This window comes from Aminobacter sp. MDW-2 (genome assembly GCF_014250155.1).
GTDB classification, from domain to species: Bacteria; Pseudomonadota; Alphaproteobacteria; order Rhizobiales; family Rhizobiaceae; genus Aminobacter; species Aminobacter ciceronei.
This window is the reverse complement of sequence record NZ_CP060197.1, coordinates 3,557,653-3,580,719: the sequence shown is the minus strand read 5'-3', so window position 1 is coordinate 3,580,719 and position 23,067 is coordinate 3,557,653. Positions and strand designations below refer to the sequence as shown.

Here is a 23,067-nt window from a genome sequence, read left to right as displayed (position 1 = left end):
GTTGAACGGGGGAACGGAAGAGGGGCCGAAGCCCCTAATCTCAGGTTGAGCCGCTGATGCGGTGTGCCAGACGGTTGTCGATGGTCTTGACACCGTAGAGAACGTCCAGGCGCCATGCGCTTTCGTCGTTGATGCCGTCATAGACGGGGATCACGCGAACGTTGGTGCCCTTGTAGCTCTGGCGTGCCACGTCGATGGCGCCGGGAGGCGACACAAGCGGGACAGTGACCAGCGCGAAGGCGTTCTTGTGGAACATCAGGTTCTGACGATAGCCAGTGCCACCTGTGCCGACCTTGGTGATGGCCTTGCCATCGGTCGGGGCCGCGCTGACGTTCTGGAAGGCGCCGGTCGGGATGATCGGAGGCGCGATCTTGATCGCCGTATCACCCGCAGCCGTCACGGTGTCCTCAAGGACAACGAACTGCTTCTTGAACGCCAGGGTTGCCTTGGTAACCGGATTGACCGCGTACACGTCGGCAATCTCCAGCACGTCGCCCTTCTTCAGCGTCGAGGCATCCCAGCCATCCGTGGACAGGTACATGTAACCCGTGTCCTTGGTGGCCTCGTAGGTCGTGGACAGAACACCATCGCCGGCAGCGGTATCAGTCACAGCCGAAGCAGTAGCAGCCGAGCCGACAGTATGGGTCGGAACGTTCTGCGACATGTAGGTGTCAACGCCGCCGATCTCACCCAGCGAACCCTTGCGATAGGCGCCCCTGGCCACATCCTGCATGTAGAGAGCAGTCTGCGAGCCAAGCAGGCCCCAATGGTCAGCCGGCGACAGAACCGCACAGCGGCCATCGGTCGGGTTGGCATACTCGTCCATGCGCTCCGGGCCTTTTGCGAAATCGGCGTAGGAGTTGATGGGCGGGGTGGGCGTGCCGACCCAAGACGGGATGTCCTTGTACAGTGCCATCAGGTCGGTATCGATCTGGTTGGCAAGCTGGATCATCGCCGGCTTGATGACGCGCTCGGAGAGCTCGCCGATCTTCAGGGTCAGATCCTGGGACGTGAACTTGAAGTCGACGCCCTTGCGCTTGTCCACGGTGATCGTGGTCTTGCCTTCGACGACTTCCTGCGTCTGCATGACAGCGCCGTCACGGACGGTGAAGTCGGTCGGCTTGCGGATCGAGATGGTTTCACCCACCTTGAAGCCGTTCACCTTCTTGTCGAACTCATTTTCGTAGCCGCGAAAGACCTTCTTGGCCATGACGAGTTCGTTGTCGAGGATCATCACCGCTTCCTTGGCGATGATGTCCGCAGTAAGCACGGTCTGTGCCATGATAGTGCTCCATCGGGCGGCTCGTGGCCGCGCTGGGACTGGACGTCATCCGACGTTCAATCGGGGGGTGAGGCTTAGCCTCCGCGCCCTGCCTGGCGGGCAGCGGCGTACTCCTCCATCGACATCTCGGAGAGTGACTTGCGGGAAGGCGGGTTTGCCTTGGCCGCAACGACCCTCAGGGGTGCCGGCTGCTGGGTGGGAGCTGGTTTGGAGGCTGGTTTGTTAAGGGCTTGTGCCCCGATCCGAGCGAGGTAGATCATCTCGTAAACCAGAGGGCTCATGAGGTTCGTGATGTCCTTGGGCGTGGCGCCCTTGGACAGCGCGAAGTCGATCACCTGCTTGTCGGTTTCGGGGGTCCAACCCTTGATGTTGGTCTGCGCGAACTGCTGCGTTTCGTTCATGCGCTTGGCAATCTCTTGCTGCGCCTCAGAACTCCGCTGGTTGTCGTGCTGTGAAAGGGTGGCCGTCAGTTGGTTCTTCTGGCTCTGGAGGTGCTGAACGTAGTTCCAGGCTTCGTCGGCAGAGAGAATGTCCTGCTGGCGAAGGGCCTGATATTCATTCCAACCAAAGTCCTTGAACCGCTCCAGTTCCTTCGTGACAGCGCGAAGGTCGGCGCGGGCGTCAAGATATTCCTCGCTCGCCTGGAATTGCTGGTCGAGACGCGATGCGCGCTCCTCCAGTTCCTTCTTGAACGCGGAAGTTTCCTGCGTCTTGCGGGTGTAGTCGGCATGCATAAGCACACCGTCCTTGAGCCCCTTGGGACCGCGAATTTTCTGACCGTTCCAGTCAAATTCCTCGCTGTCGTCTTCCTCAGGGGCAGCCTCGACTTCAGGCTCTTCGCCCTCATCGAGGTTTACGGGCTCTTCAGCCTCTATTTCCGGTTCGATTGCTGGGGTTTCCAGTTCTACTTCGGCAATAGATTCCTGTTCGCCGTCCATATGGCGCACTCCTCATCGGTTGGTGCTGTTGGTGCGCCGTTACGTGGCGCGGACGATCAGGCTTGCGGCCTGGATTCCTGCTTGGCCTTGTTGGCCTCAGCGGCGTTCTGTGCGGACAGACGCGTTTTCATCTGAGCGATTTCGTAATCGGCGGCGATCTTCTCGCGGGCGATTTCTCTGTCGCTGGCAATCTTCATCATCTCGATTTCGCGCTGGCCTTGGATCTTGACCATGTCGAGTTGCTTCTGGGCTTCGACCTTCGCCATTTCTGCGGACTGGTCCGTCTTCAGGCTCTGGTTTTCCTCGGTCAGCTTGGCAATCTGCTGTTTGCCGTCTTCGATAGCCTTCTGAAGCTCAGGCGGGATCTGCCCGGAGGTCATCGCCTCCATCTTCTCGGCAATCTCATCAGCGCCAGGCCAATCGAGATTCTTGGCAAGCTCAGGGCCGACAATCGGTGCGGCCTGCGGGAATGCCCTGATCATCTCGGTCATCTGGGCCGCAGCTTCCTCGCGGCGCGTCGTGAAGCTCGGGCCCGTAGAGACAGTCAGGTCGTATTTGCCGGCAGTCAGATCATGCATGGCCATGATTGGGTTGCCCTGCTCATCAGCGAGCGGGTTGCCCTTTTTGTCGGTGGCTGGCGCTTCCTTGTTGATCTGCTTGGGTGCCTGCGAGCCGTCCTCACCGATGATGCGAACAATGCGCGGTCCCGTGTAGACCTTGGGGATCAGGTCGATCAGAATGCGCCCGGTGTGGCGAATGGCGCGGCTCATGTTGTCGATGAAGTGGAACGTCGAAACGTCCCCTTCCCGCTGACGGGCCATGATTGCCCTGCCCGACGTCTCATTCGAACGGGCGCCGAGCGATGCATCGTAAATGCCGATGATCGCCTTCATGTCGTCCGAGGCGTTTAGGGCCTCTTGGAGCGAGCCGGCGGCAGCACCAGTGTCGAGCGGTTGGCGCTGGGGAGGCTGCTGGCCGTCATACTCAAGGAATGGGTGACTCTTGGTGTTCGCCGTGTTCCAGCGATCGATATCCGTGTCGAATGCGCCCTTTGGCCCGATGTACGGCACCTTGGGAGCCAGCGCGACCAACTCAGTCGCAGCCGTGCGCCAGTAGTTGAACGCCCGCTGGCTGTCGATTGCGTTGTGGATCATCGAGCGGAAGTAGCGCTTCCCCTCAATATCGAACTCATCGCCATAGACCGGGATGATCGGGATATAGCGACCCACCCAATTATTGGTTTCAAGGACATCCGCCCCGGAGATGATGCGTTGCGTGACCTTATGCGTCTTGGTGGTGCGTTCCCGATGGATCTTTAGCACGCCAGCTTGTAGCAGCGCCTGAAGGTCGGGGTCGCTCTCAAGCTCGTCTTTGCCGAACACCATGCCGTCTTCGGTTAGGACGATAACACGGTCTTTCTCCTCACGCTGCCACCACTCGGCAACGAGAACACCATCATCATTCAGCCAATCGGTGCCCTTGAGACCAGTCCAGGCTGTGCTATCCCAATCAACCTTGGCCTTACCCTTGTACTGAGCTTCGAACTGCGACTTGCTCAGCCGGTCGACAACGAATGCCGTGTCCCAATCCGAGCTATCAGCCGCGGTTGAATTCGGGTCGCCATAGACCGAGAACGGGTTGCTGACCCGCTTGATCTGGATATCCATGTCAAACGAGTCATCGAAGGCATGGTCAATACCCACTCGGATGTAGCCGAAGCCACCCGTTACCGCGCATTCCGTAGCCGTGTCATAGGCAATGTCGGCGTTCGACGTGTATTCGATGTTGCGGATGAGGCCGTTGATGACCTCTGCCGTCTCTGGGTCTGCCCCACTATCGGCGGGGTGAACCTTGATCGATGGCTTGTTCTGCCGGGCATCGTTGACCACCTGGCGAATGAACGCCGGCAGTTTGTTGATGGTCAGGCAAGGACGACCGTCGATCTGGCGCTGCTTGACGATGTCCGCCGGCCACTGCTCGCCAGCACGCGCAAAGCGAATGTCTTCCAACGCTGTCTGGCGATTGTCGTTCTCGACATCGGACGCCCGCTGGAAAGCCTCTCGGGCCTCTCGCAGCAGGTCGTCTGTTTCGCTATCGCTCATCAGCCCATCCATCCGCCCGCGCCGTGGTGAACGGGCTTGGGCCTTGGTTTCCGCTCAACGACGGGTTCGGCAAACGTCAGCGCGACTGCATCCCACTCATCCGGGGACCGCAGACCGCGCTTGCGAATGTCTTCTTTGCTTTCGAGGACCAGCCGGGTCAGGCTGTCGTATTTGTAGCCAGGAGCGCAGGCATCGGCCTGGAGAGCGTCAGTATCGGGCACATCGACACCGCCCGGCTCTTCAAGCCATTCCTTGGACTTGCCCCACATTTCAGCGCGGCGGTTGAGGTAGCCGCCCTTGGGCTTCTTGTTCTCGTCGAGCGGTTGCGGCTCAAGCGGCGCGGAACCGAAGTTGATGGCAGTGACAATGTCGCCGTAGCCCATCTCTAGGAGGCGGTCGTAAACACCAGCACCAACCCCGCCCACATCGATGAACATGCGGGCTGGCTTCTCAGTGTCGATTACCTGCTTTGCCCAGCCAGCGCCCTGCATCGTGTCGAGCTTGGAGCGGCTTTCGATCTTGTGAACCTGACGCCCCTTGCGAAAGGCCATCGAATGGCGGTCCGACCCCTTCCACGCCGGGTCGTAGCCGATAACCAGCGGGCCAATGCCCTCGCAGCTATGTTTACGTGCCCTCAGGATCAGTTCAGCCGGGATATAACTATCGTGCCCCGACATCTGGAAAGCCTCGGCTGCCGTTGCGGGGTACTCCTGCTTGAACAGCAGCGGGTCTTTCAACTCGGCAATCTTGTTCCGGCGCCAAACCATCTGTTCGAGGTCGAGGCCGTAGGCGGCCTGATACTGGCGCTCCTCGTCATCCAGCTCGAAGTCTGCCGGCACCGCACGCCGGTATTCAGCCTGCCAGAACCACGGAATGAAGATGGCTTCGTAGTCGCCTATCCCGGCCTCTGCCTGCTGCCAGCGCTCGTGGAACTCCCCGCCCATGCCGTTGGCGGTGGATTCCAGAATGATCTCGGTTCCGGGCAGATCAGGGATTGCCTGGACAACGCCTGCAAAGTGTGTGGCCGCGTTGGGCCAGAATGCCACCTCTGAGCCGTGGAAGAGCTGCACAGTCTGCGAGCGGCCAACTGCCTTTGCGCCAGCCGTCCCAACCGCGTAGCCGCTTTCGAGGCGGTCGAAATACAACTCCTTGGCGTTCGCAGCCCCAGTGCTTGGCTTTACAAGTGCCGGGCAATGCTGGTGATATCGATCCACCATGCCGAACAGGTTGTTTGTCGCATCCTGCTCATGAGTGAGAATGAAACAGCGAAGGCCCCTGCCGTGTGTGACACGATGATAGAAGCGCCCACCCACATAGGTAGAGATGCCCTGCTGTCTGCCCTTGAGGACCAAAGCACGCACCTTGCCGGTCTTTGCCCTCTGAGCTTCGAGCCTGGAGTGCAGATACCGCTGGGCCTCGTTGAGTTCGAGCGGGACGATTGCCGCTGCCTTGGATCTGATGCGCAGGCATCTGTCAGCGTAGTGTGGGAAGTCGTCCTTGAGCCTTTGGAAAACCGCTAGGTTCTCGTCACTTAAGGTGATCAAGGATATCTTCGTGGTTTACGGTCACGTCGAGCGACTGCTTGTCGCGCCACTTGTCGCCCTTACGGTTCTTGAGCCAGTTTAGTGCGGCCCCAGCATCACCGGGAATGAACGTTTTGATCTTGATGATGTCGACTTCGCCTGTCGTCTTGTTGCGATAGGCTTTTTCAATCTCGACGTGCTCGCCAGTTGCCCGCTTGTAAAGGCTGTCAGCAACGTTGGCGTCGGCAACAATCTTGCCCTCACATACTGACGCAAAAAAAGCGGGGAATTCCGATTTCCAGTTGTCGAATGTCTGGCGGCTCACACCGAAGAATTCGGCCATTTCCTCGTCTGTCAGACCAAGGAGTGCAAGCTTTCGCACTTGGTCGTTCATCTCTGGGTCGTATAAGCTATCCCGCCCCGGCCCTGGAATTGAATGCTCGGGGAGAAACCGCCCGCTTTCATCGCGGTCGGACATGGGCAGTTCCTTTCGGATTGTTGCCGGTTATTCTGATTTCCAGCCGCGGACACGCCGCGCGATTTCGTCGTGATGAACCTCGGACCACTTGCCCTTGATTGGGAAGTTCGTATCGAGGAACGACATCATCGAATCGTAGCCGTCACGCAGATTGAGCAGGATTGCGAAGTCGGTCACCTTGCTCGCGTCATGTTTGCGGATGGCATCTCGGACTTCCTTGAACCAAGCTACGATGCTTGTGCTCTGCATTGGGTAGCCGGACATCAGCCGAACTCTTTCAGGATCTCAGCATGGTCCTCAAGCAATCGAATGACTGCCGGGATGCTCATGCTGGTTGCGCAAAGATTGATCGCGCAGTCGAGGAACTTGCGTGCCTGCTCTGCCTGGAATGCAGCAGCTGCTTGTTCTGCTAGTTCAGTGATGGAACGAGGTTCAGGCATTGCTACCAATCTGTGTCGTTCAGCACAAATTCTCGGGGCAGCGCTTTACCGCCGCGCCTTTGGCGCCAGTAGAGGCTGGTGAACAGTTGTTGCGCCTTGCCTTCGTGTGGGTCGGCAACACCAGCGCAAATTCTGTCTATCGTTTCCCACCGCATCTTTAGCTTGCGGGAGATCGCTTGTTTGGACATACCGCCACGGAATAGCGCACGGATATTGTCCGCCTTCTCTTGGGAAACCATGAGGGGCCTCTAAACGCAAAAACCCGCCGCGATTTCTCGGGCGGGCTCTGTTGGTGCGCAAAGCGCTACCTTATTCGCCATGACACTATTTCGGTTCCGTAACGATGTCAAGCGGCATTTTCGCTTCCCATAGAACACAGCCAAATTCTGGGCCAATGATCATGCCCCATCCCTCATCGCTCTCCACTTGGCACTCATTTGGGGCAAGCTCGACGTCACGGTACGTTACGTGCCAGCGGGCGCAAGAGCCAAACGGCGCCTTGTGGGGCCAGCCAGTAAACACCTTGAAATGCGTGCAGTCTTTGCATAGGCCCATCACCTCACCTCGTAGAACTTGGCCAAGGCATTCAGCCCCCGCACCAGCCATGCCTTCATCGGCGCGTTGAGCGTGCGCAGATGGTCGATGTCCTCGACGCACACCATGCGAACCGTGTGATCGATGCGCCGGCCTGTGTCGATGTCGCCAGTGCCGAGGAGCACCTCACGCAGCTTGACCATCTTGTGACGCGCTGTGCGGGCGGCATCGGCCTTGCTCTGGCTATCCTCGCCCCCTGTTGAGCGCACCGCGAACAGGTCTTGAGCGCGGGCGCTTGGGAATGCCACGCCTGTCAGGCCGAAATATCGGGCCATATCCTCAGCGTATTTCATGCCGGCCTCATGCTGGCCGGCGTTGATAGTGCCATCCATGAGCATACGCCCCAAGAGATAGCCATGGCGTGGGTCTGCGGCCTGTTCTGCTGCTGTCGTCATCTTGCCTTCTATCTTCTTGTCCACCAAGCCGAGGTGCCGGATGCGGCGGGACACTGCGACGTGCTTGATCTGCTGTTCCAATTCTGATGCCCTTGCTTTCCGGCGTGATGGACGCCCGTTTGGTTCCCTGGTGGATAGTTCAGCCGGGAGGATGGGACGCCCTCGCTTCTGTGCTCGCTTGGCTGCTTTGGAATAGGCGGTCATCACTGCCCTTTCGGCTCAAAGCGCTTGAGAAGGTCGCATTGGCTGGTCACGAAGAAATCAATGATGGGCTTCACTTCGCCGTCGATGCGATCAAATATCAGCGCCTTGGGGTGACCGCAGCGTTGAGTCCATTCAGCCTCTCCTTTGAGAGCGGCGTCGATGGAGAACAGGGGCTCTAGAACCACATCGGCCATGAACTCCCTGTGCCACGACGGCTTGTTCTTTTGGACGGTCCACTTGCCGCCGTCGAAGCGATAGCGCCAAGCATCGGGCGCGGTCTGCGAAATTGCCTCTATGGCTTCGCGTGCCTTGTCCAACTCGAATTCGCGCCATGGTCCATCGACGCTCAACTCAGCGTCCCGCCGAGTTTCAAAGCGCTTGATCGCCCGCGCTACTCTCTCCACCATGTCGCTCATCGTGTCTGGCCCTCCGCAAAGCGTGGATCGACATAGGTCACGATAGGGAGAGGTTGCTGGCACCACATCTCGATGAGGCCCCGGCCCATTGGGGTTGTGCAGAACGGCGTCTCATGGGCCGCGCATTCCTTGGCGCACTCAGGTCGCCATTCCAGCACGCCAAGGTCCACCAAGCGTGCGACGGTTTCGGCATAGATTGGCGCCCTCGAACTCTCGCAAGCGGCGGTGCTGCTGTAGTGGTGTAGGACGATCCTGATCTGGAACGGGGTCCACATCATCGCGCTGCCTCAGGGTCGGGCATGCCGATCGACATCATCGCGGCTTGCGAGGTTTCACGCAGTTTCTTGAGGTAAGGGATATCGTCGCTGCGAACCCGAACATTGCCGCACCGGAGGCAGACGATGCGCGGATGCACGATCAGCACGGTTAGCGTGTCGCCGTTCCAGCCTTCGGGCCAACCGTCTTCTTCGTCTGGTTGATAATCTTCGCCGTACTTGGCGAAGCCTTCTTCGATTTCCTCAATCGTGGTGTAGCAGCCGTGGACGCCAGATGTGCTGAACAGCACGAAATTCATTTCGTTGCATTCGCCGCTGGGGAACATCTGCCGTAGGCTCTGCATGCCGACCTCGGCACTTTGCCGGCCATTGTCGCTATCGAGATGCCAGACGCTGTAATGAGCGCCTGAGTCATGATTGCCGACGATCTTTTCCATGCCGCTGTGTTTTGCTGGCTCGAACATTGGGCCTGAGGTGATGGTGCTCATCGGGGCTGGCCCTCCTGCTTGGGAGACGAGGCAGCAACGCGGAGAAACCGGCCCTTGGCATTCGCCTTCTCATCCTCGACAACGGACTGGATGAGGCTACGAACAAGCGTTGCGACGGGCATGCCGCTTTCCTCCGCCATCTCGCGCAGATAATCTCGGTGGTCGTCAGGGAGCCGAATAGTGAAGCGCTTCGTTATTTCCTTGACAGGCGCCACATAAGAGCCATAGCGCCTCAAGATATACAGGACGGTGCTGTGATCGCGGTTGAACGCCCTGCCCATCAAGGGCAGAGAGACGCGGGGTAATTCCTGCTTCACGCGCAATACAGCGTCTACACGAGCATCGAAGACTTTTTTCGCGCGGGTGTATGCCAAAATTGCAGATGAACTCACGCCATGCTCTGCGGCCACTGCCTCGATAATTTCCGCGATCCGTCCAAGCGTCCCAGACCGCGCTGACATGATACTTTCATTGCGCTCGGCGCAGATCTCGGCAAGCCGCCTGACCCGCTCTTCCTCCCTCGCCTTGCGAGCGGCCTCCAACCGCTCCCGCTTCCGCCGTGCCTGAACACGACGAACAAACTCGGGGTTGTAGATGACATTCGACATGATCAGCCCTCCAGCCTGCGGAGGTTGTTTCTGACAACCTGCTCTCGTCTCTGCCTCTCTTCTTCGGACATGGGCTCGGGACGGCGCATCTGGATCACGTCTGCCGGCTGCTGCTTGCGTGCCTGGATCTCTGCCAGACGGCGTTGATAGCTGCGCTCGTCCTCTGCCCAATCGGCATAGGCTTCCTTGTTCAGCCATGAGGCCGCGAGCGGGATGTAGGGGCGCTCTGCGTCGGTCAGGCTGCGCAGGAAGCCGCGGGCGCCGTCGAGGATGTCCTGCGGGTCAACGCCATCAAGGATGTGCTTGCGGTAGGCTGTGCGGGCATCTCCACGACCGTCTGTGCGGCGGCGGTGCGGCATCCAGCAGGCCCAAAATTCTTCGAAGCCCTCGGGCTCAGGTGTGGCTACTTTTCTCATGCTGTCTCCACTGAAACTTGAACGGCCCAATCCATTGCGTCTTGGGCGCTGCGAAGGATGACGATGTCTGGCCCCCGCCATGTCTCTGCAAACTTCTTCTGGTTGTCGTTGAGGCTCTTGCCGTAGCCCTTGTGGCCGGATTTGACCTCCACCAGCCACATGCGACGCCGGAACCCGACAAGCAGGTCCGTGGGCTTGTCCGTTCTCACCACGCTAAACCCGCACTGGGTCAGCGTCGAAACCACCTCGGGTTCGGCCATGTCCCGTTTGGTGGCATAGCGGTTGAGGCTCATGCAGGCCCCCCGAAAAGCTCAGTTTGGCGCGCGTCCTTGCGGTCGAGCATGCGAAGAACTGTCTCGCCTTGGTGTTTCTTGTCCCAGACAAACCAAGCGTTGAGCATTGGCGGCGCGCCCTGCCCGGTGAAGTCGATCTTCCACCGCATGAGGTAGATTCTGGCGCACGGATGCCCAGCCCAGAACCCCGCAAGGCCGCCGGCCCCTGGCCACGTCCAGTTGAGCAGAAGCGCCATGTAATCGACGTCGAGCACGTCGAGCGCGTGCTTCAGCCACCGCGCCTTGCCATTGCCCCAGCCACACTCTTGGAAAGGCGGGTTGGTCACGATGGCAGAGCCACCGCCGCAGACGTCGAAACGGTTGAAGCTGTAGAAGTCACGGATTATTGCACCGCAGCCACGATCAACCATGTCAGATGCGAGGACGGTGAGCCCTAGCGATTCCATCTCGCGGACCATTGCGCCGTCGCCGGCTGCCGGTTCCCAGATGAGGCCGAAGTCGCGCAGCCGATCGATCTCAGCATGGAGGAAGGCGCGCGTCGGCTCAGGCGGCGTGGGGTAGAAGTCGTCCTTCTCACGCACCAGCCCGTCGACAAGCTCATAGCTGCCGTCGAGCATCTGGCGTGGCACTGGCTTAGATTTCTTGCCAGTTGCCCGGAACAATCCGCGCGCAGATGCCGCCTTGCTCATGCCCTGACATCCTCGAGGCGGCGCAGGACCATCAGAACGCCGGTCGAGCCCTGGCTACCGCACGCAATGCGCCTGATCAGGCCGTGCGAAATCAGCTGCCTGATGTACTTGTAGTAGACCCATTCGCCGCCAAGACGGAGGTCGTCTCGGGCCTGAGCGATTGGCACCTCAATCGTGCTGCCGACTGGTGCTAGTCCTGTGAAATAGGACAAAAGCTCTTCGGCACGGAGGGAGAGACGGGGGCGGGTCATTTCACTGCCCGCTGGAATTGTGGGCATTGCCGCCACTCGTCACGACGATTGATGCTCCCGCCGTGCGGTGTTGGCCCTCTCAAAAAATACATGCTCACCGGTAGCCGTATTTCAGGCATAACCCATCGGCACCGGCCATCGCCCGAGGGATGGAGTTTCCCAGCCGCGGTCCTCTGCCAATCTGCCAGTTTGCAATCCATGCATTGGGGCGGGCGGGTCACTTGCCCAACTCCTCAGCCAGCCTCTTCTTGATGATGGCCTTGAGGTCGCCCATCATCTCAATGGCTTCGGGAGATGTAACAACCGTCTCGCCGGCTTCGGATGCGGCGATCATGTAGATCGTCTTGGCCGAGGGTGTGAACACCAAAACCAGCGCACCGGCAAATGCCACAACCATCCAGAGCGTCGTGGTAACTACAGCGGGAGTTTTGGGCTTCTCCTCGAACAAGGTGAAGGCCCACAAAACCGCCAACCCAACAAGACCCGGAACACACATCAGAAACATCACGCCGCCAACCACAGAACGCAAATTCCGCGACACGTCTGCGGCATACAGCAGCCAAGAAAGCGTGTTCATTGTGCCGCCCCCTCATCAGCCGTGAATTCGGCGGTCGCCTTTTCCACGAGCAGGCGAATTTCCTTGCCTAGCATCCAGCTTGGGTAGACGTTGCTACCGAGCTGCGTGGCGAGCTTGCGCCAGTCACCGAGCGGCATCGTCACCGACATGGTGAAGTCGATATCGTTGGGGCTAGTGGCCTTGAGGACAGTCTTCATAGTAGGTCGCGCCTCTTCTTAAGCTCGGGGGCGATGAGAAGAGCCAGCCAACGCGCGGAGTAGAGTAACCGCAGCGCTGCGGAGATCCTCCTTTCCGCCAGCCAGGAGACTTTCGGCGGCTGCGATGAGTTCGTCGTATTCTCGGAGTTGTTCTTGTCCGTATTTGACACCGGTCAGTACCTCGATCTCGCGCAATTCGCGCGGTTTGACTGATACGCGCTCATCCGCATACCAAACGGAATGAGTGCGCCAGTAGCTCCACCTCAATTTTCGGGCTGCGTTGCGAATGCGTTCGCCCTTTCCAGCCGCCGAGCCGGGTGGGGCGATGTAATTCTGCAACTGATCTGACGCCCAAGTCAGCTCAGACATTTGGGAATTCTCCAAAGGCTTTTGTGATTTTTCCATCGTTCCTTGCCTCATGTTTCTGCACATGGACCACGGGACACGAAAGGACTTTGAATCTCTCGAAGAGGCCGCGCGCCGATTGCTTGCCGGCTTGAGCGCGCGAAAATACCGAGCGGCGGGTAATGGGCAGGCCGCACCAATTCTTAGCCTGAGCAAGAGCCAGGCCATGCGGAGGCTGGGACTGTCGGAGGAGAAGAACCGACGCCAGTCTCCGCAACGTGTTGCCGATAACGACAACGGAAGAAAAGGGCCGCGAGAGAAGCTGGAGGAGCCTCGATCTCGCGACCAGTGGCCGTGCCAAGGGGAGTGGGAGGAATGGCACGGATGCGAAAAGAGCGGGCGCGTGGACTTTGTTCTGAGGTGTCTTCGTGCAGGTGGAGAGACGGCCACGAGCCCTTACCGGGACGACGTCTCCAATACAGATCGCGCTGATCTCGAAAGATCCACGCTCCCGGAATATGCGAAATGACGCGCTCATTTGCCGAGCGCCTTGAGAATGGCGGAAGTGGCAAGCGCGATTGCTGTGATGATGTGCAGGGACGCAATCTTGACGTCCGCCGACCTGAGATGGATCGCGATCGTGGAGATCAAGAAAATACTCCACCCTGCCATCTGCCACTTGGTGCTGTCGCGCATCTACGCCCTCACCTTTCCAGCCTTTGCAGGCTTGGGAGAGAGCATGGAGGTAAACACGGAAATGTCGGTTTTGCGGGTTTGGACAGGGCGGAAGCGGGCGGCACAGAATCCGGGCGTCTCCATCGGGAAAAAAGCGTCGTCTGGGTTATCTACTTCCGCAAGGACGACAACAACGTGGGTTGTATAGCGCCCCTTGTAAGCACCCATCCCCATGCCGATCGATTTGATTGTGTAGATGTCATCGACATTGAGCCAGCATTCGAAATCGCGGTTGTCTCGGCACACGACGCGCATACCAACATGCCAGGAGGTGTAGTTCTGGTCTGGGGAGGTCATGCCGACACCTCGACTCCGGCGTTCTTTGCCTGCACCATCCGATGATCAGATAGGGGAGCTACGAAATGGCCGATGAGATCGTGATCAAGAGCGGGAACCAGATCGCGGTTGGCGATAAGTTCTGGGAGATTAGGGACGCCGGAACGCGCGTTGAATACGTCGATATCCTGACAGAAGCCCGCAACAACAATGGCGTGGTCTATCTGTCCCTTGGTGCTGGCGTTCTGGACGCGAACAACGAGGGGTTCGTGAACATCTCCGCACGACTGCGCATGCACCTCGGGTCGGCCCAATTTCTGCACAAGATGCTTGGAGATCTGATCTCGGAGGCTCTCAAGCCTATTGATAAGTCGCAGGCGAATTGAGGTCATTTCGCCACCTTCTGAAACCAGCGCTTTGTGATGAGGTCAAAGCCCCATTCACCAGTCTCCGAAAGAGGGCGGGGATACGGCTCTGCTTCCCACAGCGCCCACCCTCGGGCCATCTGGGCGAACTCTTCTTCGGTGGGTGTAGTGTCCATCGATTCAACGGGTTTTGGCTTCCGAGGACGGCTCATGCGCTTGCCCTCTCGTTAGCCTTCGGGGCCTCGAAGAACAGCTTGTCGGACCATTTGATTTTGCGCTTTGCCGCTGCGTCCCTGATGCGCTGCATCTCTTCGAGAGTGGGCGACCCGCCCTTCTCCCAACGAGATATGGTTGCCTGCGTAACGCCCGCCACGACGGCGAACTCTGCCTGGTTCAGGCGGAACACGGTTTTGCGGATATGCCTAATTGCGCTCATAACGCATTTATACGCATACGCATACTATTTTGCAAGAGGTTATGCGTTGGTGTATTTTATTTCTATGCTGCCCCTTGATATGCGCTGGCGTATGGAGTTGAAGACAGCCATTCGCCGCCTGCGCACCGTCGCCAATTTGAACCAGGGCGAGTTTGCCGAAGTCCTCGGTGTAACTCAGCCTACGGTCTCAAGGTGGGAACGTGGGTCTAAACCCGAATTCGAGCACATCGCGAAGCTAAAAGCCTTCGCTGATGAGCATGGTATTGACTTTGACCTATCAGAGACAGGCTGGGAAACCGGCTGGACGCAGACAGTGAGTATTTTCGGATATGTTGGCGCGGGAGCTGAGGTTACACCAATACTCCATGATGATAACCACGGGATCGACGTTGCCGAGGTCGATTTCCCAATCCCTGATGGCACGGGTGCCGTAATTGTCCGGGGCGATTCCCAAATGCCTGTATTTGAGGACGGGGACCTGGTCGGATACCACAAAGAGGGAAGACCCCCGCAGGATCTTATCGGTCGGACATGCATACTGCGCCTGGCAGACGGGCGCATGTTTATCAAAAAACTACGGCGAGGGTCTCTTGACGGCCTATTCACACTCGTAAGTTCCAATGCCGCTGACATTGAGGATGTGGTAGTTGAGTGGGCCGCCCCCTTCCGCTTTCGAATCCCGCGTGAAGAATGGGTTAGGCTTTAAGCTTCGGAGGGGTGCCGGATGGCTTGGGTTGTTGGGATAGGAATAGCCCTTTTTCTTTTGTTGGCCTTCCCGCGCCAAGTCTTGTCGCTCGCAGCGATATTGGTTGTAGCTGCCTGCGCCATCGGCGCCTACTATTGGGCCGCAGACAAGTATGAAACGGCAAAACGTGATAAAATAATCGCTGGCGCCCTATATGACCTTGAGCGCTGTTCCCAGATGCACCCCATCTACATAGTTTTCAAGAATAACACCTCAGATACTATTACTCGGCTATCCTTCTCTCTGGAGGGGTATAGAGAGGGATATAGTGACCCGGTTTCAGACGATTATTTGTCCACCGACAAAATCATCAAACCCCAAAATGTATTTGGGTCGTGCTGGAGGTTTGACCAACCCACTTACAAGGCTCCAATCAATGGGCCCTCGCTGGAATGGCGTGTGAAGATAACTTCTGTTCGGTGGCAGTAGAGCTTTATCCTTACCTTACCTTCTCTTAAGGGGCTTGAACCCGAGCTGAGGGAGCGAGCAGGCAAAGACCCCCTACCCCTACTGGCCGAAGCCAATAAGGAAGGGAGATCGTTTGCCGCGAGTTGAACCGTCACGTCGGTCGCTTCGCTTGTGCAGGGCCGCCTCTCAGCTAGCCCATCCTCTGTTTCCGGTAGCACCGTAGGACTTTCGACCCCCGCGCCTGCGGCCTGACCGGCCCGGAGTTGCACCGGGTCACCGCATCCAACAAATCGCATAAGGGTTCGCCCTTGTCAAAAAAAATATGCGTCGGCGTATTTTTGTGCTTGTGCATTATGCGTATGCGTATATATTCGTCTCCATAGGCACACAGCCAACGGAGACAGCAGATGGGCAAGCTGGCAATCATGAAACTGATCACCGAGGCCGATGGCCGCGTTTCCAAGCTAGAACTGGCCAGTTTCAAGCGCGAGTTCCGCGAGCTTCTCGTTGCCGCCTACGGATGCCGCCATGCGGGCGATGTTCCGTCCTTTCAGCCCCTTGCTGAACGCATCATCGCAGCGACATCCGCCTAACCAACACAGCCAACGGAGCGAGCAGATGACATACGTTCTCGACATTGTCGCAAAGCGGGACGGCCACACGTTCGGCTTTCACCGCGAAGTCGAGGCCGAGACCTATTCGGACGCTCACAAGACCACGCGTGAAAGCCTCATCCGAGACGGATGGGTGGTTGTGAAGGTCCGTCGCGATGTGACCTCGATGACTGAAGTCCGCTGACATGAACGCCCTCACTCACATATCCCAAGACGCAAAGCCCATCCCGGCTCCCGGCACCTCTTATCAGGTGGTGTCGACCTTCTGCGGAGCGCCCGGTGGTCCTCGCTACACGGTGCTGTTTGGTGGCCGGTACTTCGTCGTCAACGAGGGCCTGCTTGACCTGATCAAGAGTGGCCAGACGCCAGACGAGCTTGAGCTTGAAGAAGCTTAGGGAGACGAGTGATGACCCATTCCCCTACGCCATGGACGATCACCGAAGATAAGACTTCATCGTTTGGTCCCAGCTACACGGTTCGGGACGCTAAGGGTAAATGGCTGTTGAACGACACGCTCTACTACCCGAGCGCTTTCAGCCGCGAAGACGCAGATTTCATCGTCCGAGCAGTCAACGCCCATGATGATCTGGTGAAGGCGCTTGGTGATCTTTACGCGGTTGTCTGGGGCGAGTGCCCGTCCCTTTTGAACGAGGATTCGGGCGGAGACGCATCCCTAGACATGCGCATCTGTGAACTCCTCTCCAAAGCCAAAGAGGCCCAATCATGACCCCGCGAGAAGCAGGCATCCAAGCCTTCTACGCAGATGAAAGCACCACCAACACCCTACAGGGTCTGAACGCGGCGTTTGATGCGTATGAGGCGGCGATAACCCCAGTTGGGGAAGCTGTCGAATTCGCAGGCTCTCTACACGACCTCACTGTCATCAAGTGGGCCAGCGGATACCAGCCCGCACCCGGCACCAAGCTCTACGCCAAGGAGGCATAACCCATGCCTTGGCTCCATCTCATCACCCTTTTCATCGGATCAGCAATCCCCGCTGGCTTCCTCATCGAAGCGCTTAGAAGGACGTGAGCCATGCTTGCCGTCACACCATCTCATGAACTGAAAGCACAGGCCGCAGCCCTCCAGAGCAAGGCTGAAAAGCACAGCCGCTGGGGCCTGATCCTCGCCAATGCCGGTGAGGTCGATCTGGCAAGCGAGCATTTCTCCCGAGCCGAAACCGAAGAACACACCGCTTCGATGCTCTACCACGCCGCCCATACGGTTGAAGAGATCGAGCGCGAACGCACAACGAGGGCAGCATGAACATTCAGACCATCCGTGGTGCCTCGCTGAGCACCGAAGACCGCGAGACCGTGAGCTTGGCCGATCAGGTCCAGGCAGCCCGCGAATACGTCAAGCACCACCCTGCCCTGACACCCGTCGACCTGGCCGAGTTCGAAACCTTCATGCGGTTTCCCAAGGCCTTCACCAAGCTCGTCGGCCATTCGGAGGAAGCGCAATGACACGCGCCGATCTGTCAGTGATCCCCGACTTGCACGCCCGCATCGTTGCGGATGATGATTTCTGGAAAGCCGTAACGGCTCGCAAGAGCGCGCATCAGGCACTCCGCTATCGGCTGCCCGGCTGGCGGCTGGACCACATGCTGGAAATGCGTCGGGCGCTTCGGGCTTGGAAGCACTACGCCGAAGCCGTGAGGGCAGCCAAGTGAGCCGTCAGTACACCTTTTGCGAGGACTGCGACAACGTTGAGCAGGCTTCACGGAAGCGCTCGCCGTCCTCCTGGGTGTGTTTGAAATTTCCCCGTGTCGAGGGCGGCGGCTTCGTAGCTCCGACCGTCTGGTCTGACATGGATCCATTCATGAGATGCACCGGCATCAACGGTGGTCTCTGCCCCATGTGGGCGCCGAGGAGAGAAACAGATGATCGTGCTTGAGGGTTTGACCGCAGAGTTCCCACGCGAGGCCATTAGCTGGCGCGCGCAGTCTGTTACCAAGGACGGTACCAAGGCGATGGCCTTGGCCTACATCGACGCCCGCGACGTGATGGACCGCCTCGACACGGTCTGCGGCCCTATCAATTGGCAGGACCGTTACGAGTTCCACGGCGCCCGCACAATTTGCTACCTGTCAATCCGCATCGGCGACGAATGGATCACAAAGGCGGACGGTGCCGGCGACAGTGATGTCGAGGCCGAGAAAGGGGCTATTTCGGACGCTCTCAAGCGCGCCGCAGTCAAATGGGGTGTCGGTCGCTACCTCTATGCGCTTGAGACGCCTTGGGTTCCCTGCGAGGCCTACGAGACCGAGTACCAGGGCAAGAAGAAATGGAACTGGAAGCGCTGGACGGCTGACCCGTGGTCGTTCGTTAAGGGAGCCCCGCGCGCCAGCTCAGCCCAACAGAAGCAGGGTTTAGCCGACATCGATACCGATCTGCTCGACTGCAACAGCATCGCCGAGGTCGATAAGTGCGCCAAGATTTGGGCTGCGATCATGGACCGTGACGGCTGGTCGCCCGACTTCCGAGACATCGCCAAGCCCAAGTTCGCCAAGCGTCGCGAGGCCATCACCAATCCAGAAAAGAAGGTTGCCTGACCATGAAGACCATCACAATTGCAGGCCGGCTGACCAGGGATGCCGAGTTTCGCAGAACTCCGAATGGCGAGCCCGTTCTTGGCTTCTCTGTCGCTGTCGATGACGGCTATGGCGAACGGAAAAGCACCCTGTTCTTTGATTGCTCGCTCTGGGGCAAGCGCGGCGAAGCTCTGACGCCACACCTCAGGAAGGGCGGTTCCGTCACCGTGTCCGGCGACTTCGGCAAGCGCGAGCATGACGGGAAAACATACCTGACGGTCCGCGCGAACGAGATCACCTTGCAGGGCAGCAAGCAGGAAGCGCGGAAGGCCGAGCAGGGCATGTATGAGCGCGAGCCTGATGACGGCGACGTGCCGTCTGGCGGTGGACGCCCCGGTCGTGAGTTGGACGACGAAATTCCCTTCGCCCCGGAGTGGCGGTGATGACCCGAGCATTACTGGTCTTGAACACCGATGCAGACCGCAAGAAGGCCACCGCTTGGGCCTGGGATGCGCCTGTCGGCACACGGATCGAATGGAAGGCTCCCAAGCGCTCGCTCGACCAGAACGCTCGTATGTGGGCCGCCCTCACCGACATAGCCACACAGGTCAAGTATCGCGGCCTCAAGCTCACGCCCGATGATTGGAAGCTGGTCTTTCTCGACGCCCTCAAGCGCGAAGTTCGCATTGTTCCCAATCTGGACGGCACCGGCTTCGTCAGCCTGACCAAATCATCGTCAGACCTGTCCAAGCAGGAGATGAGCGATTTGCTGGAGATCATCACCGCTTGGGGCGTGCAAAACGGCGTCGTTTTCCACGATGAGCAGGAGCAGGCAGCATGACCGCCCTCTCCCACGCCAAACGCAACCCGCACGCAAGAGCCTCAACGCTCGCTTATCTGATCGTGCAGGACCGCAAAACAGAACAGCTCATGGCCGAGGTCGACGCGCGGGTGAATGCCGCGCTTGTCTCGCATCTCGCGGAAATCCTGCCTGAGTTCGGCAGGGCAGACCGCGAGCGGATCGAGGAGACGTATTGATGGCCAATCGCCACGAGTTTTCTACCTCCACCCGCAAGCAGGCTCTTCTGCGCTCAACCAAGCGCTGTGAGGCTGTGGGCTCATGGTACGGCCTGCCCGAAGGCTTGCGCTGTTCAAACGACCTGAGCCTAGGCGTCCAGTACGATCACCTCATTCTCGATGCCAATTCCAAGGACAACAGTCTGGATAACTGCCGGGCTGTCTGCCCGAAATGCCACGGCTGGAAAACACGGAATCGCGACACGCCACTGGCAGCCAAGACGGTTCGCCAGTCATTCCTCGGCATGAAGACGCGGGTCAAAGCGAAAATCCCGTCTGCGCCGAAATCACCGAAACCCAAAGCGGACAAGCTGCCGGTGCCTTCTGCCCGCCCCTTGTTCGCGCAAGCGAGGACAGAGGCATGAGCATCAAAGCAGCCACTCACATTTTGGCCGAAACAGGCGTGCGCTACTGGGAAGACGCCTACGTCAACGACATTGAGGACACAGACGGCACGCTCATTCCCGGCCGCGACGGAGACGTATGGCGCGTCAAGATCGAACTGGCGACCGGCAAGATTGAGGGTTGGCCCGAAGGGACCGCCGCTGACATTCACTACAAGGTCTGTGACGCAGGCCAATATTGGCTGCTCGACGCAGAGGGCCGCAAGGTCGCGTACCGTGATGGCTATGTGCCGGGTAGCTTTCTTTGCCACGGCTACGAAGGCTACGGCGACTACATCATCATGACAATCGGCCCTGACGGTCAGATTGCAGATTACACCCAGCCAGAGATTATCTGCGCTGAGTGGAAAGCCGCCCATTTCAGTTCGCAGACCCCTGCCGGTGAGAAAATCCGGTCGGATCAGGGTGACGCGAAGGGGCCAGTGTCAGCGACCGGAAGTCCGCCGGTAGATACTGGCCCCACCAATCCCGCCGACGCCATGCTCGCCGCCCGTTCCCCATCCAGGAGCGCTTAGCTATGGCTGGAACAAAGCATACGCCTGCCCCTTGGCGGCGCGGACAAGAGGGTAATACCCGCATCTACGGTCCCGATTGGGCAAGTGAGCATTCCGGGCTCATCGCGACCGTGCACCGGGCTGTGGACATACCCCTGATCACCGCCGCGCCATCAATGGCTGATGCCATCAAGGGGCTCATCGGTCTTTGCCAGTTGCTGCGCAATCGCGATGATTGCCCTTCGGAAATCCGTCAGGCACTCACCTACAATCACCGGATTGTCGCCGGATACGAAGCGCTTTCCGCTGCGGGCATCGACGGTTTCCAACCATCTGATTTCGACCGCTCCAAAGCGGAGGGCTCCTCCCATGCATGAACTCGACAAGACGAAAGTGGCCCTGCGCAAACTCGTGAATGAGGTTGCCGGATTGGGAATGTTCGGCCCTGAGGTCAAAGCCCTCATCGGGAACACCAATTGGGAGGTGCTGGCCCTGCGCGTTCAGGAAGCGCATGCAGTCCTCGCCGAAGTTGAGGAGAGCCGCTCATGAAAATCCCCGGTTACGACGCATGGAAACTGGCTTCGCCCGAAGACGACCGCGGCGACACGCTTTGCCCGTTCTGTGGCGCTTATTCACGCCGCAGTTGCGAGCTTGAGGAAGAGAGCGGCGGCGTCTGCCCTTGGGAAGAGAGCCAGCCCGATCCAGACGACCAGCGCGATCAGCGCGACGAAGACCGCCGCTTTGACCGCGACAACCCCCGCAACGGAGACGACTTCTGATGGCCGTCCTCAATGATTGCGTTTGTCAGCATGTCGGCTATTGCGACGGTTCGTGCCAGCATCCCGAGCCTCTGGCCGCTCGCCTGTCCGCCGCATACGAAAAGGTTGCTGCTTGGCCAGAAAACCGCATGACGCCAAACGCTGTTGAAGAACTCGGCGAAGGCTTCACTGACCTCCTCAAATTGCGCAACATTGTGCCCGACGTTCTCACCTACCTCTCCACCACTTCAGCAGGAGTGACGGAGGAGCAGACTGCGGCCAAGGCCATATTCGAAAGCCTTTATGCGGATCGTTTGAAACACGGGGAAGTGACGCCCTGGGACGAGATGTACGATCTCGATCCCTTCAAGGCCAGCTTCGTCACCGCCGCTCGTGCCGCCCTCGAAGCCTCTCGGTCGCCTGTCAGCCAGAAAGAGGCGGTCGACGAGTTGTGCAGCGACTGCCCGCCAATTGGCTACCCAACCAACAAAACACGCTGCGTACCTTGCCTACGCCGCTCCCCAGCACCTGCAGGACAGGCGGCGGCATGGCAGCAGTACATCAACGGAAGGTGGTGCAACCTTCCAGAAGATTGGTCGGCAGAAGAATGTGCCAGAATGCCAGAGGGGAAAATTTTTCGCCCACTCTACGCCTCCCCAGCACCTGCCGTAGAGCCGGTGGGGATCAAGGCGCTGCACGTCCTGTTCCAGAACATGCAGTCGGCCTGCGCGAACTATCTTGAGCCGACAACGTACATTCGTCGATTCCCTTCGGAGCAGATGAAGTTTGCGACTGAGTTCAAACAGCCGGACCCGCTGCACAGCGACACCCAGAAAAGCATCATGGTCGAGCGGCGAAACGTGGCATTCATCCTCGACATCATTCGGATGTTGGACGGACCCGAACAACGGGCCGCCGAGGCTGCGCTCCACCCCACTCCTACGCCAGCGGGCATAGGGCGCATTCAATCTTCGCTCCACCCGTCTTTTTCACGATCTGGGATAGAGCCATGCGGCGGGTGTGGTCAATCCGATCCCAGTAAACGGTGCTTAGGTTGCCTTCATTCGTTCCCCTTCACTCCTACGCAAGTCTCAGCGCCTGTGGGGGTGGTGGAGCTTCACATCGTTTTCCAGGATGACGGCGGCGCCGCAAATCTCCGGTTTGTCGAAGTCGAAACGCTCGACAGAAAGTCGGTTTGCGCCGGGACGTGGCTGAAGCGAGATGACGGTTACGATGTTCTCGCTCTGTCGGTCCACCCTTCTGACATTAAGACAGTGGAGGCCAAATAAATGGCTGACGTAGACATCACCCCGAAAATCCGTTGCGACAACTGCGGCAAGATCGAAGAGAAGACCGTATCTGGCTCGCACACCTCGCGAAGCTTCTCCAAGCCCAAGGCATGGGGTTCCGCCCGGATGGAAGGTGCGCGTTCCGCTGACAGCTACGGCGGCAAGAGCCGCCTCGATTTCACCGACCTATGCCCGCGATGCGCCGATGCCGCGCTGGATGCAGCCTCCGAAGTCCTCGCCGCCCTCCGCTCCCCGGCTGTGGAGGGCAAGTAGCATGGCTTGGGATCATCGCTACAGGATGCTCGAAGAAGGCGAAACCATCCAGATTGGGGACGAGGTTCTTACCGATAGTCATCTCGGCTGGCAGGCAGCAAAGCACGCGATAGGTCAGCCTGCGCCTAACCCGTACTACACGGCACACC

43 protein-coding genes are annotated in these 23,067 nt (G+C 58.8%); 21 read left to right on the top strand and 22 right to left on the bottom strand.

Annotation, left to right across the window (positions count from 1 at the left end; all coding sequences use genetic code 11):
- Positions 1-40: 40 nt before the first annotated feature.
- The 21 genes from H5P29_RS17695 to H5P29_RS17595 all read right to left on the bottom strand — a co-directional run bounded on the left by H5P29_RS17695 (position 41) and on the right by H5P29_RS17595 (position 13,543).
- The gene (locus H5P29_RS17695) at positions 41-1,282 is read right to left on the bottom strand and encodes a P22 phage major capsid protein family protein (protein WP_154384109.1); all 1,242 of its coding nucleotides are present in this window, start codon (positions 1,280-1,282) and stop codon (positions 41-43) included.
- Positions 1,283-1,356: 74 nt separating this feature from the next.
- Positions 1,357-2,220: a hypothetical protein gene (locus H5P29_RS17690; protein ID WP_154384108.1), complete on the bottom strand. Its 864-nt coding sequence runs from the start codon at positions 2,218-2,220 to the stop codon at positions 1,357-1,359.
- 56 nt (positions 2,221-2,276) lie between these two features.
- On the bottom strand, positions 2,277-4,322 hold the full coding sequence (locus H5P29_RS17685; RefSeq protein WP_154384107.1) for a portal protein: 2,046 nt from the start codon (positions 4,320-4,322) through the stop codon (positions 2,277-2,279).
- Positions 4,322-5,866, bottom strand: a complete 1,545-nt coding sequence (locus H5P29_RS17680) for a hypothetical protein (protein WP_154384106.1) — start codon at positions 5,864-5,866, stop codon at positions 4,322-4,324. Before H5P29_RS17680 ends, H5P29_RS17685 begins: the two co-directional genes overlap by 1 nt.
- Positions 5,850-6,323 carry a hypothetical protein gene (locus H5P29_RS17675; RefSeq protein WP_154384105.1) on the bottom strand — a complete coding sequence of 158 codons (474 nt, stop codon included), beginning with the start codon at positions 6,321-6,323 and terminating at the stop codon, positions 5,850-5,852. Before H5P29_RS17675 ends, H5P29_RS17680 begins: the two co-directional genes overlap by 17 nt.
- 27 nt (positions 6,324-6,350) lie before the next feature.
- Positions 6,351-6,587, bottom strand: a complete 237-nt coding sequence (locus tag H5P29_RS17670) for a hypothetical protein (protein ID WP_154384104.1) — start codon at positions 6,585-6,587, stop codon at positions 6,351-6,353.
- The gene (locus tag H5P29_RS17665) at positions 6,587-6,763 is read right to left on the bottom strand and encodes a hypothetical protein (protein ID WP_154384103.1); all 177 of its coding nucleotides are present in this window, start codon (positions 6,761-6,763) and stop codon (positions 6,587-6,589) included. The genes H5P29_RS17670 and H5P29_RS17665 overlap by 1 nt, the downstream gene beginning before the upstream one ends.
- A gap of 2 nt (positions 6,764-6,765) precedes the next feature.
- Complete coding sequence (locus H5P29_RS17660) at positions 6,766-7,002, bottom strand: hypothetical protein (protein WP_154384102.1); 237 nt, start codon at positions 7,000-7,002, stop codon at positions 6,766-6,768.
- A gap of 315 nt (positions 7,003-7,317) precedes the next feature.
- Positions 7,318-7,833 carry a hypothetical protein gene (locus tag H5P29_RS17655; RefSeq protein ID WP_154384101.1) on the bottom strand — a complete coding sequence of 172 codons (516 nt, stop codon included), beginning with the start codon at positions 7,831-7,833 and terminating at the stop codon, positions 7,318-7,320.
- A 122-nt stretch (positions 7,834-7,955) separates the two neighbouring features.
- Entirely contained in the window at positions 7,956-8,372 is a 417-nt protein-coding gene (locus tag H5P29_RS17650; RefSeq protein WP_154384100.1) for a hypothetical protein, read from the bottom strand.
- A gap of 274 nt (positions 8,373-8,646) precedes the next feature.
- Positions 8,647-9,135, bottom strand: a complete 489-nt coding sequence (locus H5P29_RS17645) for a hypothetical protein (RefSeq protein WP_210252496.1) — start codon at positions 9,133-9,135, stop codon at positions 8,647-8,649.
- Positions 9,132-9,743: a helix-turn-helix domain-containing protein gene (locus H5P29_RS17640; protein WP_185910115.1), complete on the bottom strand. Its 612-nt coding sequence runs from the start codon at positions 9,741-9,743 to the stop codon at positions 9,132-9,134. Before H5P29_RS17640 ends, H5P29_RS17645 begins: the two co-directional genes overlap by 4 nt.
- Positions 9,744-9,745: 2 nt before the next feature.
- Positions 9,746-10,159, bottom strand: a complete 414-nt coding sequence (locus H5P29_RS17635; protein WP_185910114.1) for a hypothetical protein — start codon at positions 10,157-10,159, stop codon at positions 9,746-9,748.
- Positions 10,156-10,452 carry a hypothetical protein gene (locus H5P29_RS17630; RefSeq protein WP_154384098.1) on the bottom strand — a complete coding sequence of 99 codons (297 nt, stop codon included), beginning with the start codon at positions 10,450-10,452 and terminating at the stop codon, positions 10,156-10,158. The genes H5P29_RS17635 and H5P29_RS17630 overlap by 4 nt, the downstream gene beginning before the upstream one ends.
- Positions 10,449-11,069, bottom strand: a complete 621-nt coding sequence (locus H5P29_RS17625) for a hypothetical protein (protein ID WP_246670686.1) — start codon at positions 11,067-11,069, stop codon at positions 10,449-10,451. Before H5P29_RS17625 ends, H5P29_RS17630 begins: the two co-directional genes overlap by 4 nt.
- A 68-nt stretch (positions 11,070-11,137) precedes the next feature.
- Positions 11,138-11,392: a hypothetical protein gene (locus tag H5P29_RS17620; protein ID WP_154384096.1), complete on the bottom strand. Its 255-nt coding sequence runs from the start codon at positions 11,390-11,392 to the stop codon at positions 11,138-11,140.
- 217 nt (positions 11,393-11,609) lie between these two features.
- The gene (locus H5P29_RS17615) at positions 11,610-11,969 is read right to left on the bottom strand and encodes a hypothetical protein (protein ID WP_154384095.1); all 360 of its coding nucleotides are present in this window, start codon (positions 11,967-11,969) and stop codon (positions 11,610-11,612) included.
- Complete coding sequence (locus H5P29_RS17610) at positions 11,966-12,166, bottom strand: hypothetical protein (RefSeq protein WP_154384094.1); 201 nt, start codon at positions 12,164-12,166, stop codon at positions 11,966-11,968. The genes H5P29_RS17615 and H5P29_RS17610 overlap by 4 nt, the downstream gene beginning before the upstream one ends.
- Positions 12,167-12,184: 18 nt before the next feature.
- Positions 12,185-12,571, bottom strand: a complete 387-nt coding sequence (locus H5P29_RS17605; protein WP_154384093.1) for a hypothetical protein — start codon at positions 12,569-12,571, stop codon at positions 12,185-12,187.
- Positions 12,572-13,045: 474 nt separating this feature from the next.
- Complete coding sequence (locus H5P29_RS17600; protein WP_154384092.1) at positions 13,046-13,207, bottom strand: hypothetical protein; 162 nt, start codon at positions 13,205-13,207, stop codon at positions 13,046-13,048.
- Positions 13,208-13,543, bottom strand: a complete 336-nt coding sequence (locus tag H5P29_RS17595) for a hypothetical protein (RefSeq protein WP_154384091.1) — start codon at positions 13,541-13,543, stop codon at positions 13,208-13,210. It abuts the gene before it with no gap.
- 65 nt (positions 13,544-13,608) lie between these two features.
- Between H5P29_RS17595 and H5P29_RS17590 the strand changes: the two genes are divergently transcribed.
- Entirely contained in the window at positions 13,609-13,908 is a 300-nt protein-coding gene (locus tag H5P29_RS17590) for a hypothetical protein (protein ID WP_154384090.1), read from the top strand.
- Between the two features lie 187 nt (positions 13,909-14,095).
- Here the strand turns inward: H5P29_RS17590 and H5P29_RS32945 are convergent, their stop codons facing one another.
- Positions 14,096-14,323 (bottom strand): helix-turn-helix domain-containing protein, encoded by a 228-nt coding sequence (locus tag H5P29_RS32945; protein ID WP_154384089.1) that lies wholly within the window; start codon positions 14,321-14,323, stop codon positions 14,096-14,098.
- Positions 14,324-14,414: 91 nt separating this feature from the next.
- Here H5P29_RS32945 and H5P29_RS17580 point away from each other — a divergent pair, with 91 nt between their 5' ends.
- The 20 genes from H5P29_RS17580 (at position 14,415) to H5P29_RS17485 (ending at position 22,918) form a co-directional block, all read left to right on the top strand.
- Positions 14,415-15,029 (top strand): XRE family transcriptional regulator, encoded by a 615-nt coding sequence (locus H5P29_RS17580; RefSeq protein ID WP_246670685.1) that lies wholly within the window; start codon positions 14,415-14,417, stop codon positions 15,027-15,029.
- A gap of 854 nt (positions 15,030-15,883) precedes the next feature.
- Positions 15,884-16,069: a hypothetical protein gene (locus tag H5P29_RS17575; RefSeq protein ID WP_154384088.1), complete on the top strand. Its 186-nt coding sequence runs from the start codon at positions 15,884-15,886 to the stop codon at positions 16,067-16,069.
- 25 nt (positions 16,070-16,094) lie between these two features.
- Positions 16,095-16,274: a hypothetical protein gene (locus H5P29_RS17570; RefSeq protein WP_154384087.1), complete on the top strand. Its 180-nt coding sequence runs from the start codon at positions 16,095-16,097 to the stop codon at positions 16,272-16,274.
- A gap of 1 nt (position 16,275) precedes the next feature.
- Complete coding sequence (locus H5P29_RS17565; RefSeq protein ID WP_154384086.1) at positions 16,276-16,485, top strand: hypothetical protein; 210 nt, start codon at positions 16,276-16,278, stop codon at positions 16,483-16,485.
- An 11-nt stretch (positions 16,486-16,496) separates the two neighbouring features.
- Positions 16,497-16,817 (top strand): hypothetical protein, encoded by a 321-nt coding sequence (locus tag H5P29_RS17560; protein WP_154384085.1) that lies wholly within the window; start codon positions 16,497-16,499, stop codon positions 16,815-16,817.
- Complete coding sequence (locus H5P29_RS17555; RefSeq protein ID WP_154384084.1) at positions 16,814-17,035, top strand: hypothetical protein; 222 nt, start codon at positions 16,814-16,816, stop codon at positions 17,033-17,035. Before H5P29_RS17560 ends, H5P29_RS17555 begins: the two co-directional genes overlap by 4 nt.
- A gap of 90 nt (positions 17,036-17,125) precedes the next feature.
- Positions 17,126-17,356 carry a hypothetical protein gene (locus H5P29_RS17550; protein WP_154384083.1) on the top strand — a complete coding sequence of 77 codons (231 nt, stop codon included), beginning with the start codon at positions 17,126-17,128 and terminating at the stop codon, positions 17,354-17,356.
- A complete protein-coding gene (locus tag H5P29_RS17545) occupies positions 17,353-17,556 on the top strand; it encodes a hypothetical protein (protein WP_154384082.1) in 204 nt (67 codons plus the stop codon). Before H5P29_RS17550 ends, H5P29_RS17545 begins: the two co-directional genes overlap by 4 nt.
- A complete protein-coding gene (locus tag H5P29_RS17540) occupies positions 17,553-17,762 on the top strand; it encodes a hypothetical protein (protein ID WP_154384081.1) in 210 nt (69 codons plus the stop codon). The genes H5P29_RS17545 and H5P29_RS17540 overlap by 4 nt, the downstream gene beginning before the upstream one ends.
- Before the next feature lie 210 nt (positions 17,763-17,972).
- On the top strand, positions 17,973-18,644 hold the full coding sequence (locus tag H5P29_RS17535) for a Rad52/Rad22 family DNA repair protein (RefSeq protein ID WP_154384080.1): 672 nt from the start codon (positions 17,973-17,975) through the stop codon (positions 18,642-18,644).
- A gap of 2 nt (positions 18,645-18,646) precedes the next feature.
- Positions 18,647-19,066: a single-stranded DNA-binding protein gene (locus tag H5P29_RS17530; RefSeq protein ID WP_154384079.1), complete on the top strand. Its 420-nt coding sequence runs from the start codon at positions 18,647-18,649 to the stop codon at positions 19,064-19,066.
- A complete protein-coding gene (locus tag H5P29_RS17525; protein ID WP_154384247.1) occupies positions 19,066-19,464 on the top strand; it encodes a recombination protein NinB in 399 nt (132 codons plus the stop codon). The genes H5P29_RS17530 and H5P29_RS17525 overlap by 1 nt, the downstream gene beginning before the upstream one ends.
- Positions 19,461-19,661 carry a hypothetical protein gene (locus H5P29_RS17520; protein WP_154384078.1) on the top strand — a complete coding sequence of 67 codons (201 nt, stop codon included), beginning with the start codon at positions 19,461-19,463 and terminating at the stop codon, positions 19,659-19,661. Before H5P29_RS17525 ends, H5P29_RS17520 begins: the two co-directional genes overlap by 4 nt.
- Positions 19,661-20,065, top strand: coding sequence for an HNH endonuclease (locus H5P29_RS17515; RefSeq protein WP_154384077.1), 405 nt, complete (start codon positions 19,661-19,663; stop codon positions 20,063-20,065). Before H5P29_RS17520 ends, H5P29_RS17515 begins: the two co-directional genes overlap by 1 nt.
- Entirely contained in the window at positions 20,062-20,619 is a 558-nt protein-coding gene (locus H5P29_RS17510) for a hypothetical protein (RefSeq protein WP_185910113.1), read from the top strand. The genes H5P29_RS17515 and H5P29_RS17510 overlap by 4 nt, the downstream gene beginning before the upstream one ends.
- Positions 20,620-20,621: 2 nt before the next feature.
- Entirely contained in the window at positions 20,622-20,975 is a 354-nt protein-coding gene (locus tag H5P29_RS17505; protein ID WP_154384076.1) for a hypothetical protein, read from the top strand.
- Complete coding sequence (locus H5P29_RS17500) at positions 20,968-21,147, top strand: hypothetical protein (RefSeq protein WP_154384075.1); 180 nt, start codon at positions 20,968-20,970, stop codon at positions 21,145-21,147. Before H5P29_RS17505 ends, H5P29_RS17500 begins: the two co-directional genes overlap by 8 nt.
- Positions 21,144-21,377 carry a hypothetical protein gene (locus tag H5P29_RS17495; protein ID WP_154384074.1) on the top strand — a complete coding sequence of 78 codons (234 nt, stop codon included), beginning with the start codon at positions 21,144-21,146 and terminating at the stop codon, positions 21,375-21,377. Before H5P29_RS17500 ends, H5P29_RS17495 begins: the two co-directional genes overlap by 4 nt.
- Positions 21,377-22,645, top strand: a complete 1,269-nt coding sequence (locus H5P29_RS17490; RefSeq protein ID WP_154384073.1) for a hypothetical protein — start codon at positions 21,377-21,379, stop codon at positions 22,643-22,645. The genes H5P29_RS17495 and H5P29_RS17490 overlap by 1 nt, the downstream gene beginning before the upstream one ends.
- Positions 22,646-22,918 carry a hypothetical protein gene (locus tag H5P29_RS17485; protein ID WP_154384072.1) on the top strand — a complete coding sequence of 91 codons (273 nt, stop codon included), beginning with the start codon at positions 22,646-22,648 and terminating at the stop codon, positions 22,916-22,918.
- The last annotated feature ends 149 nt before the right edge of the window (positions 22,919-23,067 follow it).